The organism is Cytophagaceae bacterium ABcell3 (genome assembly GCA_030913385.1).
GTDB lineage: Bacteria > Bacteroidota > Bacteroidia > Cytophagales > Cytophagaceae > ABcell3.
Genome location: CP133159.1, coordinates 4,153,050 through 4,170,773, shown reverse-complemented (window position 1 = coordinate 4,170,773; position 17,724 = coordinate 4,153,050). Strand labels below are relative to the sequence as shown.

The following is a 17,724-nucleotide window of genomic DNA, read 5'->3' as shown; positions in this document are numbered from 1 at the left end:
GCTATCTCGCTTCCTAGGCGTAACGGTTAAAAAGCTTTTACTGTTACCCCAATAGTTCCTTGCATACCTGTGACTCTGAAAGGGAACTGGTCAATTTGGGGAACGTTATTTGCATAATGATATCCGCCGTATCCTATACTTGCCAGTAAAGCCAAGCGGTGGGTTAGCCAAAAGCGGTTTTCCACAGCTCCTATAAAGCTGACGCCAGGCGCACTTGATGCCAAATCAGGATCCTCTCCATTTCTCATAGACAAGTTGCTGTAGCCTACTACAAATGAGGTGGATAGTGTGTAAATGTCTGTACTAAAGAGGTGTAGGGTAGAACCAATTCCAACATTTAGTGCCTGAACTCTGTAGGGAAGGCGGTTGCTAATCCTGTTGTATTGAAAAAAGCTTGTAATACCTACCTTCTCATGAATGTTGTAAGTGAGCCGAACGGGTACCTGCCAAGAATCATTTGCTGAAGGTGCGTCTTCAGAAAACCACCTGTAGCTACCGTAGCCAACTCCTATATCAGATAATATGCTCCCTCTTGTCAAACTTTGTGCCTGAATGCTAGTTATAGAACAAATTAAACCTATTAACAGTAGGAATTTTTTCATTTTAAATGTTACTTTTTAGAAATAAAAGAAAATATACTATAGATTTGTTAAGAATAATGCAGTATTTTTTGACATAGAAAAAGGAGGACAAGAATGGCCGGGGATAAGAAAATCCAAAAAACGGTAAATATCAGGAATAAAAAAGCTTCATTTGAATATCACTTTGTGGATGTTTATGTAGCGGGTATAGCCCTTACTGGAACAGAGATAAAGTCCATTAGGCAGGGGAAAGTAAACATCCAAGATGGTTTTTGTTACTTTAAAGGAGAAGAGTTATATGTGAAAAATATGCATATTTCTAAATATGAAGAAGGTACGCATTTTAACCATGATCCATTACGCGAGAGAAAACTTCTCCTAAAGAAAAAAGAGTTAAGAAAGCTTTTTGAAAAGTCTCAGGAAAAGGGCCTGACCATTATTCTTGTGCGTTTGTTTATTAATGATCGAGGATTAGCAAAGTTGGAAATTGCATTGGCCAAGGGTAAAAAACTTTACGATAAGCGGGAAGATATAAAGCAAAAAGATATAAAGAGGGAAATGGACAGAATGAAATATTGAGTCGTATGGGGTTCTCATCTGCAGATAGCAATAAGCCAACAAAGTACGGGATTTGCCATTTAAGTGTGGTTTCTGTCCGAAAAGAGCCATCTGATAAGAGTGAAATAACCACCCAATTATTATTTGGTGACGGCTTTGTCATTTTAGACGCTTCAAAAGATGGGAAATGGCTGTATATCCACATTGCATGGGACAATTATACCGGTTGGATTGATGCCAAACAGTTTAAAGTTATTTCTGAGGATTTTTTTAAAATACTCCATTCCATGCAGTGGCCTTTTTGTAAAGACTTGGTAGGGCTTTTGCATGGAGCTCATAGGGTAACGCCTGTACTTTACGGAAGCAGCCTGCCCGTGCTAAACAATAATATTACTTCTATAGAAACAGAAGCCTTTCGGTTTCAAGGAGACGTAAACTACCCGATCAAAGTGGCCAATTTTCAATATATGAAAACAGTGGCTTGTTATTACCTGTCTGCTCCTTACTTATGGGGCGGAAAGACACACTTTGGTATCGATTGTTCAGGCTTTATTCAGCAGGTTTCAAGAATTTGTGGAATAAAGATGCCTCGGGATGCCTGGCAGCAAGCCAAGGAAGGGCAAGTGGTTTTCCCTGGGAGTGCCAAACCTGGCGATTATGCTTTTTTTGCTGATGAGCATGGCGAGGTGATACATGTCGGGATAATTCTTGAACATGATAAAATTATCCATGCATCCGGTGAGGTTCGCGTCGATTTTGTCGACTCTAAAGGAATTTCATTGAAAAGAGGCAAGAATTACACACATCTTTTACATTCCATCAAGCGCGTTTTGCCAGACTAATAACCTGAACTTTAAGGGAGACTGGGAAGTTATCTTTCTTAAGGAAAGTGTTCTATTTTTCAGGAATATTTTATACCTTTGCGCTCCGTCTTTGGCGGATTGCGATTATTTCTAAAAATTTTATTGTTTAACCACGTAAATTTCAGCAGGATAGCTCTACTGTTGATGTATTAAAGAGCTGTTATAATGACAGATAATTTTGATTGGGATTTGGCCGATAACAAAGGCTTTGGCTCAAATTATTCCGAAAAGGAAAAAAGTCAGATGGAGCAAATGTATGCTGACACACTGACTCAGGTTAATGAAAAAGAGGTTGTTAAAGGTACTGTCGTAGGTATTACTGACAAAGATGTAATCTTAAACATTGGATTTAAGTCTGATGGTTTAGTTCCTTTGTCTGAATTCCGTGACATTGAAGACCTTAAGCGCGGTGATGAGATCGAAGTTTTCGTTGAAGACAGAGAAGATACTAACGGTCAGTTGGTTCTTTCAAGAAGAAAAGCTAAGATCGTTAAAGCTTGGGAGCTTATCCAAGGTGCGCTTGATAATGATGAGATTATTGAAGGTTTTGTTAAAAGAAGAACCAAAGGTGGTCTTATTGTTGACATTTATGGTGTTGAGGCTTTCCTTCCAGGTTCTCAGATAGATGTTAAGCCTATCAGAGACTTTGATGTTTTTGTAGGTAATAAAATGGAAGTTAAAGTGGTGAAAATCAACTACAGCAATGACAACGTGGTTGTTTCTCACAAAGTACTTATTGAGAAAGATATTGAGAAGCAGAAAGCTGTTATTCTTAATAACCTTGAAAAAGGACAGGTTCTTGAAGGTGTTATTAAGAACATGACTAACTTCGGTGTGTTCATCGATCTTGGTGGTGTTGATGGCTTGCTTCACATTACTGATATTTCTTGGGGTAGAATCAATCATCCTGAAGAAGTGCTTCAACTTGACCAGAAGGTTCACGTTGTTGTTCTTGACTTTGACGATGAGAAGAAGAGAATATCTCTTGGCATGAAACAGCTTACTCCTCATCCTTGGGATTCTCTTTCTGAAGATATTCAGATTGGGTCTAAGGTTAAAGGTAAGATTGTGAATGTTGCTGATTATGGCGCATTCCTTGAGATTTTACCAGGTGTTGAAGGTTTGATCCACGTTTCTGAAATGTCTTGGTCTCAACATTTAAGAAATCCTCAGGATTTCATCAATGTTGATGATGAACTGGAAGCTGTTGTTCTTACTATCGATAGAGATGAAAGAAAAATGTCTCTAGGTATCAAGCAGCTTACTGAAGATCCATGGACGAAGCAAAATGTACTTACTAAATATGCGGTTGGTACTAAGCATAAAGGTATCGTTAGAAACCTAACTAACTTTGGTCTGTTTATTGAACTTGAAGAAGGTATAGACGGCCTTGTACACGTATCTGACCTTAGCTGGACCAAGAAGATCAAGCACCCTTCTGAGTTTATCAAAGTAGGAGAGGAGCTTGAAGTAGTAGTTCTTGAGCTAGATGTAGAAAACAGAAGACTTGCTTTAGGACACAAACAACTTGAGGAGAATCCTTGGAATACTTTTGAAACTATCTTTACTCCAGGATCTGTTCATAAGTGTACCATCATTTCTAAAAATGATAAAGGTGCTGTTCTTGAGCTTCCTTATGGAATCGAAGGTTTTGCAGCAAGCAAGCATCTACAGAAAGAAGATGGTAGCAATGCAGATGCTGGTGAAACTTTAGACTTCAAAGTATTGGAGTTCTCTAAAGATGAGAAGAAGATTCTTTTATCTCACACTAAGGTTCACTCTGAAACTAAAGAAGAGGCAGCAGCGGCAGCAGCTCCTAAGAAAAAATCTGGTGGTAAGGGTGGCGCTGCAAAACAGCCTGAAGCTGAGAAGTCTACTCTTGGTGACATAGAAGCACTTTCTGCGCTTAAAGAGCAAATGGAAGGTGGAGCTAAAAAGGAAACCAAAGACAAAAAAGAAGGTGGCGAAAGCGCTGAATAAATAATTTGAAAAATAAAGTCCCCTTTTTGGGGACTTTATTTATTTTTTTATAACTTTGCAATCGCAAAAGGGTTCCGTGGCCGAGTGGCTAGGCAGAGGTCTGCAAAACCTTTTACAGCGGTTCGAATCCGCTCGGAACCTCAAAAAAGAAAAGCTCCTAAAATTAGGAGCTTTTTCTGTTTTATAGCTAGTTTAAACATTCTTTGTTTGATCTAAGTTTTTTAAAAGTTCTTTTTTCTATTCACCTATGGTTTCTTGTCCTTTTTGTAATGTTTCTGAAAATGATGCTTTTTTTAGCAGCTCTAATTTTTTGGCAATTTATAATTTGGCACCTATCCTTCCAGGGCACTCTCTGATCATTCCTCGTAAACATAAAGAAAGCTTGTTTGAGTTAAGTGATGATGAGCTTGGGGAGTTTATGAAACTGGGTCGAGATGTGGCTAAAATACTGTCTTATGAGCTGAATACAGACGCTTTTGACTGGACTATCCAAGAGAAGGAAGCAGCTGGGCAAACCGTCCCTCATTTGCATTTACATGTTATTCCTAGAAGACTTAATGACTTGCCTAGTCCAGGGGACTGGTTTCAAGAACTTGAAAAAAGCAAGGCAGAAGACAGTAGGAAAAGGAAGAAGCTTTCCTGTGATCAGTTGAGTGCTATAACTAAAAGATTGAAAGGAGTGGCAGAAGGTTTGAAGAAAAAATAGCCAGATAGTATGCCTCTTGGGTAAAATAAAAGCGAACCCCTTTTGAAGTTCGCTTTGTGATTGTTATTCTACTAACTCTTCTTCGTGAAATGTAATTTTTGCATTGACACCAAAAGAAGTTATTTTATTATCGGTTACTTTTCCGTTCATTTCCTGAATGTAAACAGACTTTACCTGACCTCCTGTTCTTGCTGCTTCATTCACTGCGTTTTGGGCCGCATCAGAGAAACTTTTGTCCGAGGTCGCTATTACTTCTACCACTTTTACTATACTCATATCAGACAACTGTTTTAGTTAAACCATCCTTTATTCTTTAACATGGGTCTTAGCAAGGTAGTTCTAGTGCTTTTCCCGAAGGAGCAAAACTCTGCCAAAGCTACTTTCAGCTTGCAGGTGTACTCCAATAATAGAGTCCGATTATGTTTTATTGGAAAGTAACCTTGATACTCACTTCATAGGATATTGTCTGTCCGTCTAAGGTATTATCATTTAGTTCGTTTAATTGAATGTTTTTAATGTTGCCTTTTTCAGCAGCTACTGTCAAAGCATTTTGAGCTGCATCAGTAAAACTTTGGTAGGAAGTAGAAATGATGTCTACCACTTTATGGATACGCATGCCTAGGGAAATTGATAATGTATTGGTAAAACCTATGTATCTGTTGTAAAGTTCTTTTTCAAGTGTTTTTTGCTTATTTATATAAAAAGTTCCTTAAGCTTATTAATTTTTTTTCTCATGAGATAATAACCATTCGTAAACCTCCGGGTTCGCATATGTCTTAGTCCATGAATCGTGAGCTTCATCAGGATATATTGTAAGCTTTACGTTTCCTCCTGCTTCTTGGAGTGCCTTGACCATGTTTTCGGTTTCCCATGGCGGGACAATGTTGTCTTTTGCACCATGAAATGCCCATACAGGAAGGCTTTTGATTTTATGGGCTGATTCCGGATCCCCTCCACCGCAAATTGGGATGGCAGCCGCAAAAATCTCTGGATAGTTTATGGCCAATGTCCATGTGCCATAACCTCCCATGCTAATACCTGTTATATAAACCCTGTTTAGGTCAGGCTTAAGGTCGTGTAGTACTTCATCTATAAAACTTTTCAGTATCGTTACTGACCAGTAAGTGCCAGAAGGACATTGAGGCGAAACCACTATAAAAGGGAAACTGCTTTGTGATTCTATTATTGCCGGTAAGCCTTGTGTAGTTAACAGTTCAAGATTGTTGCCCCTTTCACCAGCGCCATGAAGGAAAAAAATTATAGGAAACTCCCCAGGGGTATGTTCTGAATATCCATCTGGTAAATAAAGCAAGTAATTTAAGCCGATTTCTGATTTCTTCGATAAATGTTTCAGGATCATAAATACCTGTTCGTTTTTTTTATAACAATAAAAACGGGTAATGGTTATAGGAATTAAGTGAAAAAACGGAAAAAATCCCATTATGAAAAGATTTGACAAGAAAGTGATCGTGATAACTGGCGCTTCCAGTGGTATAGGTCGTGCGACAGCTTTAGAGTTTGCCAAGCAAGGAGCTTCTGTGGTACTTGCTGCCCGTCGTGGTGATGCTTTGGAGCAAGTTGCAGAAGAGTGTAGATCCCTTGGGGGAAAAGCTATGGCTGTAGCACTTGACGTTACCTATGAAAATGATGTCAAAAATATGGCAAGTAGGGCTATCCATGAATTTGGCCATATTGATGTTTGGGTGAACAATGCAGCCGTTTCTTTAATGGGGCCGTTTGAGGATATGCCAACAGAAGACATGAAACGTGTAATGGATATAAACCTCTTTGGCTATATTAATGGGGCTAAGGCTGTCCTGCCACATTTCAGGCAGCGGAAAAAAGGTACCCTTATTAATGTGTCTTCTGCAGTAAGTATCACTGGGCAGCCTTTCTCTATGGGCTACACTACTAGTAAATTTGCCATTAGAGGATTTAGCCTGAGCCTTGAGCAAGAGCTGTCCGATGAAAAAGATATTCATGTGTGCACTGTGTATCCAGGAGTAATTGATACCCCGATTTTTAACCAAGCAGCCAACTATATGGGAAGGGCTGTTAAGGCTCCTGGTCCTGCCATGGATGCTAAGGAGGTTGCTGAAGCTATTGTGAGCTTAGCCATTTTCCCAAGAAAAGAAGTTTCTGTAGGTGCTGTGTCTAAAGTTTCAGGTGTACTGAAAACACTTGTCCCTAATGTTTATGATAAGCAATACCGGAAGGTTATTTTTAAAAATCATTTTAACGAACATGCGTCAGAACCTTCAAAAGGTAACCTGTATGAACCTATGAGACAATATGCTCAAGTAAGTGGGGGCTGGCAAAACAATAAAGAAGAGCAAGAGAAAAATGGAATTGGAAAGAAAATTTTGGCGGGAACAGTTTTGGCGGGAGCTGCTTTGGGAGCATTTTTGCTTGCTGGGAAAAACGGACAACCTGTGAAAGAGGAAAGAGAGGTGGCTGAGAATCCCGATAATGCCGATAGGGTATATCCTTAAGCATAAAACATGCAATAGGGCTTTTATTGTCAAACATTTTCCTGTTTTTGTAAAAGTCCTATTGCTTACTTTGCATGTGGCTCAAATTGATTTTATTAGTTTGTTAATGACTTTGGTAAGCTTAGGTTCTGAAGCGGTAGCAATTTCCACTATTTCATCTATGCTTACAGGGTGAAGATTTTCTGGATCACACTCATCGGTTATTAGTGAGATAGCAAAAACTTTCATGCTCATGTGTTTTGCTACGATAACCTCAGGCACGGTAGACATACCTACTATATCTGCACCTATTCTTCCTAAAAAACGATACTCTGCCCTTGTCTCCAAGTTTGGGCCATTCACGGCTGCATAAACTCCTTTGTGTGCCACAATTCCTTCTTCCGTACAAATCTGAAGGGCTTTTTCTATCAAGCTTTGGTCGTATGGTTCGCTCATGTCCGGAAAACGTGGCCCAAAGCTGTTTTCGTTGTTCCCTGTTAGTGGGTTTGCTGTCTGGAGGTTAATATGGTCATCTATAATTACCAAATCTCCTTTTTTCATGTGGTTAGATATACCGCCAGAAACATTGGAAATGAATAAGTTTTCAACTCCCATTAATTTCATTATCCTTACAGGAAAGGTGATTTGGAACATACTGTATCCTTCATAAAAATGGAAGCGGCCCTGCATGGCCATCACTACTTTGTTGCCTAACGTTCCAAAAATCAATTTACCTGCATGATGTTCTACTGTACTAAGGGGAAAGTGCGGGATGCTTGAATAAGGAATTTCTAGCTCAACATTTAAATCCTTGACAAGGCCTCCTAAACCTGTGCCCAGTATTATACCTGTGTCAGGAGTGGCATTGTATTTTCTTTTTATATATCGGAGGGCTTCTGAATATCGCTGGTCCATTTGAAAAAGTGCTATGTGTACTTAATACACGCAAAAGTAAAACTTTATTATTTTAGAATAAACCTATATTAAATTAATTTTTTTATAACCGTTTAATTTTATGTTTTGTAAGTGTTTGTGTTTCAGTGTTGCTAGATGTAGTCGGGTTTATTGGCTAATTTAATGAAAATTTTGTATTTGTCAAAGAAAATATACTTTAAAATATTGATTGTCTTGTTTGTATGTTTTAAACTGTTTATGTTTGTGTCGATTTTTTAGAAATGCTTCTTCGGTTTATGTAGTAAGTTACACTATGTCATTACATAGTTACAGTTCTGCTCGCGAAGGGTTGTTTTTTTGTCGGATACTTACTTCATACTCCGAGTATAGCAAAAGCCAATAGCCTTATTGGTTTAACTTGTTTTTTTCTGAGCCATAAATTTTTTTAGATATGTTCAGGATAACTTTTTTTAAACTTTTTTTGACATTTTGTTTTGCTTATTTCAAAACTCAGGGGCAGGAACTTGTTAGGTATGAGGCCTCTGGATTTTCTGGTGAGCACCTTATCCATAAAGAGGAAGAAGCTTTAAACGCCTCTGGTCTTGATTATGGAGCTACAGGATCTTCTTCGTCATGCTCTCATGTAAGGTTTCACCGAACGAGGTTTAACTATTCCTCATTAGAAGAGGCTTCTGGTGGTGGGGGATATGTTGAGTTTTCATTAGTGCCGGACGATGGGCAATATCTTGTACTTGCAGAACTATCAGTTACCCATTTGCGTAGGTCTGGCACTGGGCCTGAAAAGTCTATCCTGTCTTATAGTCTAGATGATGGGGAAACATGGAGTTACCAGAACAGTACACAGGATGTTCCTGTTTCAGCTTGTGGTGATTTAACAGATTACCATGCTGCTTTCCCTTTGAATAATTTGATTGCTAATAATCAAGTGAAGTTTCGGTTTACCGCTTGGGATGCAGAGAGCGCTTCTGGAATCTTCACTTTTTCGGAAATAATTGTTAAAGGGACGCTAAGGTCAGAAACGGATGAGCATTTACCGGCGCCTAGAAGTCAAGCTTCTTCAATTACATTCTCCGAAATCACGCACCAGTCCATGCAGGTTTCATGGACAAGTGGTAATGGAGAAGGACGGATCGTGGTTGTTAACACTGAAAACGCTTTTTCTGAGCCTGTAGACGGAGAGGATCCTGCGGCTGATCCTGTGTATAGAGGTAGTGGACAGCAGGTGGTTTACAATGGCGGAGGGGACAAGGTGACCATTGAAGGGCTTGAACAGTATAAGCATTATTGGGTAAGGGTGTATGAATATAATAATTATGGTCCTTATATAAAATACCGGATCAATCAAGTGGCTGGTAATCCAGCCTTTATGCACACTGCACACGATCCGGAATGTTCAGGACCTTCTTGTGCTGAAAGACTTTATTCTGCAAACTCTGGTCTGCAAACATCAAACCCTGCTACTAATACTCAATTGTGGACTTCGAGTGAAGAGGGGGAAGGATTGCCATATTTTTTTGGAAGCCCTTATGTTGATTTTGTGGTTAAAAATGGTCACAAGGTGGTGCATAGGAGCTCCGATTTTGACATGAAAGACCTTGTTGTTGAAGAAGGTGGCCACTTTTTGACCGAACGGGAAAGCAATATCCCTATTTATGTCAATATTTTTGGAGACATTATATGTCGTGGAACGATAGGGCATGAAGAGCAATTTGATGCGATCTCGTTTGGGATTGAAGATGGAACCCATAATATTAAGGGAGAAGGTAGTTTTAATTGCGCAAGAATTAGAAAGAACAACAGAAGGTCAGGGAATGGGGTGTCTTCTTTGAGAATACAGGCTGATGTTAAGTTGTGGTGGTCTTCTTCGGCTGCTTTGTTCAATGACCGAGCTGCTCTAGATAGCTATTTTGATGTAACGGTTGAGAGGGGGGCAAAGGTTTTTTCGGCAGGGGATATTTCAATAGATGGTATTGCCGGAGGTGCCAGTGGTGAAAGAGGCGGGCGCATTGCCGTGCATGGTGCACTTGAATCAAATGGGACTGTGTTTTTGTCAAACAACAATGATACGCAGCCAACAGAAATAAGGGTGGAAGAAAACGGTATTGTAAGGTGCCATAAGCTTGGCTGTGCCCCTAGTGGACCGGCTGGCGCTAGCTTGACCGTAGAAAACTCTGGTATTCTTGAGCTAACAAGTGCTGACAATCCATTTTTAGATTTCTCGGAAATTAACAATGTCTTTGACTTGCTTCCTGGGAGTATAGTTTCTTACGCTTCCAATGAAAACCAGTATGTGAACCAAGCTTTAAATTACCAGACATTACAATTTAGCGGTGAAGGAGAAAAGTTTATCCAGGATTCTCTGAGGGTAAAAGGAGACTTGGTGGTTACGGGCGCTTCATTACATTTTAGTAATTACATGACTTTTGTTGAGGGCAATTTGCATACAGAAGGCTCATGTGTGTTTGACGGGGTATTGTCTTTTTGTGGAAATAAAAGGCAGTATGTTAATGGCCCAGTGTATGGTAGTGATGTAGTAATAGATAATATAGAAGGGGTAGTTTTAACAGACTCTTTCTTGGTTAGTGGCGTATTGACCTTAAAAACGGGCAGGTTATCTACTGATGGAATGCTGGTTGTTGATTTAAGTTCTGGTGCTATCAGCGGCGCGGGCAAAGGTAATATGAACGGAGGGGTGACGTTACGAAAAGGTATCGGCAGGGGGCACTATTTTTATTTTTCTGCACCACTTCCAGGGATAATGTTGCAGCAAGTGCACGAAAATGTAGGAATAGGTTCAGGTCCTGCTGCTAATTTTTATTATTATGACGAAACTATTCCTGACCCTGATAAAGAAGTGGGGTGGACTCCTGTTTCAGATTTTAGTACTGAGCTAAATTCAGGCCAAGGGTATGCTTTGTATTTACAAAAGCCTCAAGAACTCATTTTTTGGGGTAATTATGATCATGCTTTAGAGCATGCAGAAGCTGTTCTGCCTAATACGCCGTCTGGAAACCCTGATGCCGATGGATGGCATTTGGTAGGGAATCCATATCCTTCTGCTATAGATTTTGAGTCTGATGCCTGGACCTTAGATAATATCGGTAAAACGATTTACATCTATACGGTACCTACGGAAGAGGATTGGTATGAAGAGGGAGATGGATACTGGAATACCTACGTCAGGGGAGGTGGAAGCCTAAACGGAGGTAGTCGGTACATAGGGTCTATGCAAGGGTTCTGGATCAAGGTTACTGCAGAGGGGGGAAATGGTCGGTTTAGGATACCGCGCCAGGCCAGGATTGTTCATGAAAATCCGCCCGTGTTAAGACGGGGAGTATCTGTACCTTTTTTAAAGTTGGCTGCAGGGAAAAAGGAGGGAGGTTTTCGGGACGAGACGTTAATACGTTTTTCTGATGATGCGACTAATGGTTTTGACTCGGAACTAGATTCGTATAAATTTTTAAACTCTGCTGGTTTGACTTCTATATACTCGGTAGTTGATGATAAGAAGTTGTCGGTAAATACATTGGAATATGGCAATGACACTATACGTGTGCCTTTAACTGCTTTTTTTCCAGAGGATGGGGAGTTTGTTCTGCAGCTCGATTCTTATGCGCTTTTGCAAGACCATTTTGATGTGGTGTTGGAAGATAAGCAGGATGGTAAACGAATTGACTTGTTGAGAGACTCCATTTATACTTTTACTTCAAAAAGTGATATTGTAGACAATAGATTTGTGCTACACTTTTATAATAAGCATTCAACTTTAAGTGCAGAGCATATAAGTGATAGAAATCTTAATGTTTACGCTTTTGAAAGGGAAATTGTAGTGGACAGCGAAGGGTTTAATTCTTCTGAAATGGAAGTGTCTATCTATGACGTTTCTGGCGTTCAGCGCTTCTATACAAAACTACCTAATAACAAGGAGCAAAAACACATAATCAATCCGGGGCTAAAAGAAGGTATATATTTGGTTAAGGTTTTAGTAGGTAAACATTTTTATAGTAATAAAGTTGTACTGGTTGGTTCTTAAGTTGTTAAGAAGTGAGTGGCTGGTTTTCGCTCCATGATATATTTTTACTATGAGGAATTTGTTATTTTTTTTAGCAGTATTTATGTTTTTTGATACCAATGTTCATGCAGACAATGAAGATTCTTTTAAGGGTAGAAGAGGCTTTGGGCAAAGCCCTAACCCTACAGGGACATTAGGTAGGTCTGAGACAGGATTTTCATCTTCCGCATTTGGGAGGTCTCAAAATCCTAGCAACAAGGGTTTTTCTGTATTTGGTATGCCACCTGCAATGCCGTCGGTACCTATGGATGCTGATCCGCCTGCTATTCCTGTAGGCGCACCGGGCTATAGTATGTTCTTTGTACTAGCTGGATTAGGTATTGGCTGCTATTTCATAAGGAAAAAGGCCGATACAGCTCATGTTAATAATAGATAGCGGCGACAATGATAAATATGAGTAATGCTACTGCGAGCCAGAAGAATAAGCCCATTGCCAAAGGGTACTCTTTTTTGATATCATCTTCAGGCGTTTTGTCAAGGTCGTAAATTTTGGATTTTGTAGAAGACCTGATTTTCTTGTTGTCACGGTGCATGGTGGCGGCTATAATAAAAGCCACAATGACTCCCGCTAAAAGGCCTGGTAGCCAGTAAAAGCCGTAAACCGGCGTACCTAAAGGTCTAACCCACCAATTAGCAGCCAAAGTTACCAAGAATATTAATACCAGCAGAAACCAAAACCCTCTCTTGGGTAGCTTTATTTTAAGAACGCTGGTAAATATAACCGTTATTGCCAATGCTGTCAGCAGTGCAAGAATAACTACTAAAACCTGTTCTGCCATCTTTAGTTAGTTGGTTTAGTCATGAAAACCCTTGTTCTATATTTTTGTTTCAGATAAACATGGTGTTATTTTAGCCTGAATTATATGTTAGATTTTGCCGTGAGGGATATTTTAAATCAGACCTTTTGGGTCAAAAGGCATAGCGGTACTATGTTTAAGACACAAATGTGAGCGAAGCGGCTGATTTGAAGTTGTTCGCTTACGTAATAAAAAGTTTTATCGCATATTTCAGGGTTAGCATTTTCCTTCTTACATGAAGCCACTTGTTACAGTAGTTTGTTTAAGTTATAATCACCAGGGCTTTCTTGCTGAAGCGCTTGATTCTGTTTTGGGGCAGACATATTCCAATATTGAAGTTATTGTGGTAGATGATGCTAGTACAGACGATAGCAGAGAAGTAATAGCGCATTATGTAAAACAGAATCCTTCTATCAAACTTATTCCTAATGGTCAAAATTTAGGAAACTGTCGTTCTTTTAACAAAGCCTTAGATATCGCATCGGGTGAATATATCATAGATTTTGCAACTGATGATGTTATGCACCCGGAAAGGGTAGAAAAGCAAGTTGCAGCATTTGAAAGGTTATCTGATGATTATGCTGCTGTATTTACCAATGCAGCTTATATAGATGAACATGCTGGTTTTCTCAAGTATCATTATAGGGCAGAACAGTACCCTTCTGTTCCTTGCGGAGATATTTATAAAAGTATTTTGAGCAATAATGGTATTATTTGCACGCCTACACTAATGTTTCGCACTCATGTTGTACGAGCTTTGGGAGGATATGACGAGCGGTTGAGTTATGAGGATTTTGATATTTGTCTCCGGGTTGCCCGGAAATATAAATTTTATTTTCTTAAACAGGTATTGACGGAATGGCGGATCGTAGCAGGTTCTCACAGTAAAACAGCTTTGCATGCTAAGAATATATCCACTTTTAGGGTATGTATGAAGGCCTTCTGGTTGAACAAGACCCCAAAAGAGCACAAAGCCTTGGCTAAATTTATTAAATATAACTTACGCTATTGTGTCTTTATAAATGATCATATGTATGCCTTGAAATATTGGAGCTTGTTAAAGTGCCTTGATCGGTCAGTATTTTGGTATGCACCTTTGTTTGTGATAGCCAAGTTGAAGATAAATATCTTTCCTCTTTACCGGCTTTATGTAAAATTAAAATATGGTTATGAAATCTCAAGGTAACTATGTGCACGGTAAGTGATGAAAAAAGAAGTGCGGTTACTAAGTTTTTCTTTTGAGAAAAAAAGCCAGGTGTTTTGCCCTGGCTTTGTAAAGTAGTGAATTATAATAAATCGTTAGCTAAATTGGCAAGCTCTGAGCGTTCTCCCTTTTCTAGTGTAATATGCGCATAAAGCTTGTGGTTCTTTAACCTATCTATGAGGTAAGAAAGACCATTACTTTGGGAGTCTAAGTATGGGGAATCTATTTGGTATACATCTCCAGTAAAAATTATTTTGGTGTTTTCACCGGCTCGGGAAATAATTGTTTTTACCTCATGAGGTGTCAGGTTTTGTGCTTCATCTACGATAAAACATATATTTGAAAGACTACGCCCTCTAATGTAGGCCAATGGAGTTATCACCAGCTTTTCCTTATTAAGCATATCTGTAATTCTTTGATAGTCAGAATCACCTTCGTTAAACTGGTTTTGTATAAATTTCAAATTGTCATACAACGGCTCCATATAAGGGTTGAGCTTAGACTTAATATCGCCAGGTAAGTAGCCTATGTCTTTATTGCTCAATGGTACTACAGGTCTTGCTAGATATATTTGTTTAAACAGCTTTCTTTGTTCTAGAGTACCTGCTAGTGCTAAAAGAGTTTTCCCTGTACCTGCTACTCCTTGAATGGTTACCAGTTTTATGTCAGGGTTCATAATGGCATGAATAGCGAAGGTTTGTTCAGCGTTTCTGGGTTTAATGCCGTACACTGTTTTTTTCTCCACATGCTCCAGAAGCTTCGAGTCTGGATTGTAATAACTAAGTGCTGAACTTTTGTCACTTTTGAGTATGTAAAAGTGGTTTTCAGAAACTATTTCTTTGCCAAGAAAGTCGGGAGAACATGACCCTTTTTCATAAATTTCATTGATAACCTCTGCAGGAATGTTTTCTAAAGTTGTTTTGCCTGTAAAAAGGGTGTCAACATTTTTTACTTTCCCTGTTGAATAGTCCTCGGCTGGCAGGTTTAATGATTTGGCTTTCAGGCGCAGATTTATGTCCTTGGTAACCATTATTACCTTTGCATCCTTCACTTCATTTTGAATGTTTAAGGCTGCATTTAGTATTCGATGGTCTGCCTTTTTGTCGGAAAATATTTTCTCTGCGTTTGTTTTGCTATCAGTGTCTGTAAACATGACCACTTTTAGCTTTCCTTTGCCTTTGCCGATAGGGATCCATTCTTGAAGAGAGTAGTCTCCTGATAGCTCATCCAGAAAACGTATGAATTCCCTAGCTTCAAAATTGATTATATCATTGCCTTTTTTAAAGTTGTCCAGCTCCTCTAGCACAGTTATCGGAATGGCTACATCATGCTCCTTAAAGCTTTTAACAGAATTATGATCATGTAGAATTACAGAGGTGTCTAGTACAAAAATCTTTTTATCCTTTTTCGCTTTTGCCATAGTCAGAGATTTAAAAAAAATATATATTATTAATATTGAACGTAATTTAAGACATTAGTGGTTGACATAAAAATGAACTTTTATAATAAAACAGTTTGAAAAAGTAACTGTTTTTAGTGTTTTTGATTGATTGTCAATATTTTTAAGAAATTAATAAAAATTTTATAACTATGGCTTCGTTTGATGTAGTAAGTAAACTTGACCCTCAGACCTTGGATAATGCTATTAATGTGGCAAAAAAAGAAATTTTAAACCGCTTCGATTTTCGTGATTCTAAGAGTTCGGTCGACTTGGACAAAAAAAGTAATGTTATTCACATTGTCACTGAAAACACCATGCGGATGGATGCCATTATAGATGCAATCGTTACCCGCATGGCCAAGCAAGGTCTTGATGCCAGGTCTTTGGATAGAGGAAAAGATGAATATGCGTCTGGTTCCATGATTAAAAAAGATATTAAAGTGAAGACAGGGATTGACAAAGAGACTGCCAAAAAAATGGTAAAAGATATTAAGGACTCTAAGTTGAAGGTTTCTGCAGCAATTATGGATGATACATTGCGGGTTACTGGAAAGAAAATTGATGATCTCCAAAGCGTGATTGCGTTGCTGAAAAGTAAAAATTATGAACTGGCGCTTCAGTTTACCAATATGAAATCTTAACGTTGTGATACAGAAGAACAATAAAAAAGTAATGAATGCCTGGTGTATGTATGACTGGGCCAATTCCGTTTTTGCACTGACCATTACCACAGCCATTTTTCCGGTTTACTTTAATTTAGTGGCTAAAGGCGAAGACGGGTCTCCTTATATCCCGTTTTTGGGTACTGTTAAGCACAGTTCTGTGGTTTTTACCTGGTCAGTGTCCATTGCTTTTTTAATTATTGCTTTTCTTTCACCCATTTTGTCTGGTATTGCAGATTCAGGTGGGCGTAAAAAGGCTTTTATGAAGTTTTTCGTCTATTTGGGTTCGGTATCTTGTGCTTTGCTTTTCTTTTTTGACAGCCATACCATTAACCTGGGAATTGTATGTTTTATTCTGGGGGCAGTAGGTTTTGCCGGTAGTATAGTTTTTTATAATGCCTATTTGCCGGAAATAGCCACTCCTGATCGTCATGACAGGTTAAGTGCTAAGGGGTTTTCCATGGGGTACATTGGCAGTGTAATACTGCTAATCCTTAATATTCTTATGTTGGAAATGCCCCATTGGTTTGGTATGGCAGCAGGTACAACACTTCCCGCTCGAATTTCTTTTCTTTCGGTAGGCGCTTGGTGGCTGTTGTTCTCTTTTTATTCTTTTTATTATTTGCCAGCAGATGACAAAACCAAAAAGGTCAACTTAGATCAAATTAATAAAGGGTTTAAAGAGATTAATTCTGTATTCAAAAGCTTGAAGCGTTACCCGATGCTGATGCTGTTCCTTGCCGCTTTCTTTTTTTACAGCATGGGTTTTCAGACCATTATGTATTTGGCGAGCATTTTTGGGGCGGACGAACTGAAGCTTCCTCAAACAGGGTTGATAGTAACAATTTTAATTATTCAATTGGTAGCGATAGGGGGTGCCTATATGTTTGCGGCAATGTCTGAACGTATTGGGAATATCATGACCTTGTTCTATGCTTTGATCCTTTGTGTGGGCATATGTGTGGCTGCTTGGTTTATTCAAACAGATGTACAGTTTTATGCGCTTGCGGTATTGGTAGGGCTTGTAATGGGTGGATTGCAAAGCCTGTCGCGCTCTACCTATTCTAAAATGCTGCCTGAGACAAAAGATACTGCTTCATATTTTAGCTTTTATGAGTTTACCGAGAAAACGGGAATTGTACTTGGTACCGCAGTTTTTGCAGTAGTTACTGATGTTACAGGGAGTATGAGAAACAGTATTTTAGCTTTGCTGCTATTTTTCTTTGCAGGGCTATATTTCCTATGGCGCGTGCGCAGGGTTTCTAAGAGTAAGGTAGGCGAAGTACGTCAGGTGGAAACAAATTCTGTTTGATTTTAATAAAAAAAGGTTTAAGTTCGCATTCCTTTTCCAGGGACCTTAGCTCAGTTGGTTTAGAGCGCTGCCTTGACAGGGCAGAGGTCGTGGGTTCGAATCCCTCAGGTCCCACTTTTAAAAAATACATATAGTTTATTTGAAGTGTTTGTACCGTTTATG

17 protein-coding genes and 2 tRNA genes are annotated in these 17,724 nt (G+C 39.1%); 12 read left to right on the top strand and 7 right to left on the bottom strand.

The genetic code is table 11. The features are described from left to right. Window positions 1–26: 26 nt before the first annotated feature. Window positions 27–602 carry a hypothetical protein gene (locus RCC89_16945; GenBank protein ID WMJ74843.1) on the bottom strand — a complete coding sequence of 192 codons (576 nt, stop codon included), beginning with the start codon at window positions 600–602 and terminating at the stop codon, window positions 27–29. Window positions 603–695: 93 nt separating this feature from the next. On the opposite strand from RCC89_16945, the gene smpB reads away from it, so the two are divergent. From smpB to RCC89_16920, 5 genes are all read left to right on the top strand, one after another. Further along, window positions 696–1,160 (top strand): SsrA-binding protein SmpB, encoded by a 465-nt coding sequence (gene smpB, locus RCC89_16940; protein WMJ74842.1) that lies wholly within the window; start codon window positions 696–698, stop codon window positions 1,158–1,160. A gap of 5 nt (window positions 1,161–1,165) precedes the next feature. Continuing rightward, a complete protein-coding gene (locus RCC89_16935) occupies window positions 1,166–1,981 on the top strand; it encodes an NlpC/P60 family protein (GenBank protein WMJ74841.1) in 816 nt (271 codons plus the stop codon). Window positions 1,982–2,167: 186 nt separating this feature from the next. Beyond that, window positions 2,168–3,982 carry a 30S ribosomal protein S1 gene (gene rpsA / locus RCC89_16930; GenBank protein WMJ74840.1) on the top strand — a complete coding sequence of 605 codons (1,815 nt, stop codon included), beginning with the start codon at window positions 2,168–2,170 and terminating at the stop codon, window positions 3,980–3,982. A 70-nt stretch (window positions 3,983–4,052) separates the two neighbouring features. Then, window positions 4,053–4,123: transfer RNA gene (locus RCC89_16925), tRNA-Cys, on the top strand. 106 nt (window positions 4,124–4,229) lie between these two features. Continuing rightward, window positions 4,230–4,688, top strand: coding sequence for an HIT domain-containing protein (locus tag RCC89_16920; protein WMJ74839.1), 459 nt, complete (start codon window positions 4,230–4,232; stop codon window positions 4,686–4,688). A 63-nt stretch (window positions 4,689–4,751) separates the two neighbouring features. Here the strand turns inward: RCC89_16920 and RCC89_16915 are convergent, their stop codons facing one another. The 3 genes from RCC89_16915 to RCC89_16905 all read right to left on the bottom strand — a co-directional run bounded on the left by RCC89_16915 (window position 4,752) and on the right by RCC89_16905 (window position 6,048). Beyond that, complete coding sequence (locus tag RCC89_16915; GenBank protein ID WMJ74838.1) at window positions 4,752–4,964, bottom strand: dodecin family protein; 213 nt, start codon at window positions 4,962–4,964, stop codon at window positions 4,752–4,754. Between the two features lie 148 nt (window positions 4,965–5,112). Next, entirely contained in the window at window positions 5,113–5,304 is a 192-nt protein-coding gene (locus RCC89_16910; GenBank protein ID WMJ74837.1) for a dodecin domain-containing protein, read from the bottom strand. A 102-nt stretch (window positions 5,305–5,406) separates the two neighbouring features. Then, a complete protein-coding gene (locus RCC89_16905; protein WMJ74836.1) occupies window positions 5,407–6,048 on the bottom strand; it encodes a prolyl oligopeptidase family serine peptidase in 642 nt (213 codons plus the stop codon). Between the two features lie 82 nt (window positions 6,049–6,130). Between RCC89_16905 and RCC89_16900 the strand changes: the two genes are divergently transcribed. Further along, window positions 6,131–7,180 (top strand): SDR family oxidoreductase, encoded by a 1,050-nt coding sequence (locus RCC89_16900; GenBank protein WMJ74835.1) that lies wholly within the window; start codon window positions 6,131–6,133, stop codon window positions 7,178–7,180. Between the two features lie 81 nt (window positions 7,181–7,261). On the opposite strand, the gene RCC89_16895 is transcribed toward RCC89_16900, so the two are convergent. After that, on the bottom strand, window positions 7,262–8,074 hold the full coding sequence (locus RCC89_16895) for a purine-nucleoside phosphorylase (protein ID WMJ74834.1): 813 nt from the start codon (window positions 8,072–8,074) through the stop codon (window positions 7,262–7,264). 430 nt (window positions 8,075–8,504) lie between these two features. On the opposite strand from RCC89_16895, the gene RCC89_16890 reads away from it, so the two are divergent. Both RCC89_16890 and RCC89_16885 read left to right on the top strand, forming a co-directional pair. After that, window positions 8,505–12,107 carry a T9SS type A sorting domain-containing protein gene (locus tag RCC89_16890; GenBank protein ID WMJ74833.1) on the top strand — a complete coding sequence of 1,201 codons (3,603 nt, stop codon included), beginning with the start codon at window positions 8,505–8,507 and terminating at the stop codon, window positions 12,105–12,107. Window positions 12,108–12,156: 49 nt separating this feature from the next. Further along, window positions 12,157–12,522, top strand: a complete 366-nt coding sequence (locus tag RCC89_16885) for a hypothetical protein (GenBank protein WMJ74832.1) — start codon at window positions 12,157–12,159, stop codon at window positions 12,520–12,522. Here RCC89_16885 and RCC89_16880 read toward each other — a convergent pair. Beyond that, the gene (locus RCC89_16880) at window positions 12,509–12,925 is read right to left on the bottom strand and encodes a hypothetical protein (GenBank protein WMJ74831.1); all 417 of its coding nucleotides are present in this window, start codon (window positions 12,923–12,925) and stop codon (window positions 12,509–12,511) included. The genes RCC89_16885 and RCC89_16880 overlap by 14 nt on opposite strands. Before the next feature lie 253 nt (window positions 12,926–13,178). Here RCC89_16880 and RCC89_16875 point away from each other — a divergent pair, with 253 nt between their 5' ends. Beyond that, window positions 13,179–14,129, top strand: coding sequence for a glycosyltransferase (locus RCC89_16875; protein WMJ74830.1), 951 nt, complete (start codon window positions 13,179–13,181; stop codon window positions 14,127–14,129). Between the two features lie 100 nt (window positions 14,130–14,229). Here RCC89_16875 and RCC89_16870 read toward each other — a convergent pair whose 3' ends face one another. Beyond that, a complete protein-coding gene (locus tag RCC89_16870; protein WMJ74829.1) occupies window positions 14,230–15,567 on the bottom strand; it encodes a PhoH family protein in 1,338 nt (445 codons plus the stop codon). Window positions 15,568–15,737: 170 nt separating this feature from the next. Here RCC89_16870 and RCC89_16865 point away from each other — a divergent pair, with 170 nt between their 5' ends. The 3 genes from RCC89_16865 (at window position 15,738) to RCC89_16855 (ending at window position 17,676) form a co-directional block, all read left to right on the top strand. Then, entirely contained in the window at window positions 15,738–16,229 is a 492-nt protein-coding gene (locus RCC89_16865; protein ID WMJ74828.1) for a YajQ family cyclic di-GMP-binding protein, read from the top strand. Window positions 16,230–16,233: 4 nt separating this feature from the next. Then, window positions 16,234–17,562 carry an MFS transporter gene (locus RCC89_16860; protein ID WMJ74827.1) on the top strand — a complete coding sequence of 443 codons (1,329 nt, stop codon included), beginning with the start codon at window positions 16,234–16,236 and terminating at the stop codon, window positions 17,560–17,562. Window positions 17,563–17,601: 39 nt separating this feature from the next. Further along, window positions 17,602–17,676, top strand: a tRNA-Val gene (locus RCC89_16855). The last annotated feature ends 48 nt before the right edge of the window (window positions 17,677–17,724 follow it).

What these genes read in the sequence shown, in the direction of transcription:
- RCC89_16945 (WMJ74843.1), bottom strand. Translation starts at nt 602, where the DNA reads ATGAAAAAATTCCTACTGTTAATAGGTTTAATTTGTTCTATAACTAGC.
- smpB (WMJ74842.1), top strand. Translation starts at nt 696, where the DNA reads ATGGCCGGGGATAAGAAAATCCAAAAAACGGTAAATATCAGGAATAAA.
- RCC89_16935 (WMJ74841.1), top strand. Translation starts at nt 1,166, where the DNA reads ATGGGGTTCTCATCTGCAGATAGCAATAAGCCAACAAAGTACGGGATT.
- rpsA (WMJ74840.1), top strand. Translation starts at nt 2,168, where the DNA reads ATGACAGATAATTTTGATTGGGATTTGGCCGATAACAAAGGCTTTGGC.
- RCC89_16920 (WMJ74839.1), top strand. Translation starts at nt 4,230, where the DNA reads ATGGTTTCTTGTCCTTTTTGTAATGTTTCTGAAAATGATGCTTTTTTT.
- RCC89_16915 (WMJ74838.1), bottom strand. Translation starts at nt 4,964, where the DNA reads ATGAGTATAGTAAAAGTGGTAGAAGTAATAGCGACCTCGGACAAAAGT.
- RCC89_16910 (WMJ74837.1), bottom strand. Translation starts at nt 5,304, where the DNA reads ATGCGTATCCATAAAGTGGTAGACATCATTTCTACTTCCTACCAAAGT.
- RCC89_16905 (WMJ74836.1), bottom strand. Translation starts at nt 6,048, where the DNA reads ATGATCCTGAAACATTTATCGAAGAAATCAGAAATCGGCTTAAATTAC.
- RCC89_16900 (WMJ74835.1), top strand. Translation starts at nt 6,131, where the DNA reads ATGAAAAGATTTGACAAGAAAGTGATCGTGATAACTGGCGCTTCCAGT.
- RCC89_16895 (WMJ74834.1), bottom strand. Translation starts at nt 8,074, where the DNA reads ATGGACCAGCGATATTCAGAAGCCCTCCGATATATAAAAAGAAAATAC.
- RCC89_16890 (WMJ74833.1), top strand. Translation starts at nt 8,505, where the DNA reads ATGTTCAGGATAACTTTTTTTAAACTTTTTTTGACATTTTGTTTTGCT.
- RCC89_16885 (WMJ74832.1), top strand. Translation starts at nt 12,157, where the DNA reads ATGAGGAATTTGTTATTTTTTTTAGCAGTATTTATGTTTTTTGATACC.
- RCC89_16880 (WMJ74831.1), bottom strand. Translation starts at nt 12,925, where the DNA reads ATGGCAGAACAGGTTTTAGTAGTTATTCTTGCACTGCTGACAGCATTG.
- RCC89_16875 (WMJ74830.1), top strand. Translation starts at nt 13,179, where the DNA reads ATGAAGCCACTTGTTACAGTAGTTTGTTTAAGTTATAATCACCAGGGC.
- RCC89_16870 (WMJ74829.1), bottom strand. Translation starts at nt 15,567, where the DNA reads ATGGCAAAAGCGAAAAAGGATAAAAAGATTTTTGTACTAGACACCTCT.
- RCC89_16865 (WMJ74828.1), top strand. Translation starts at nt 15,738, where the DNA reads ATGGCTTCGTTTGATGTAGTAAGTAAACTTGACCCTCAGACCTTGGAT.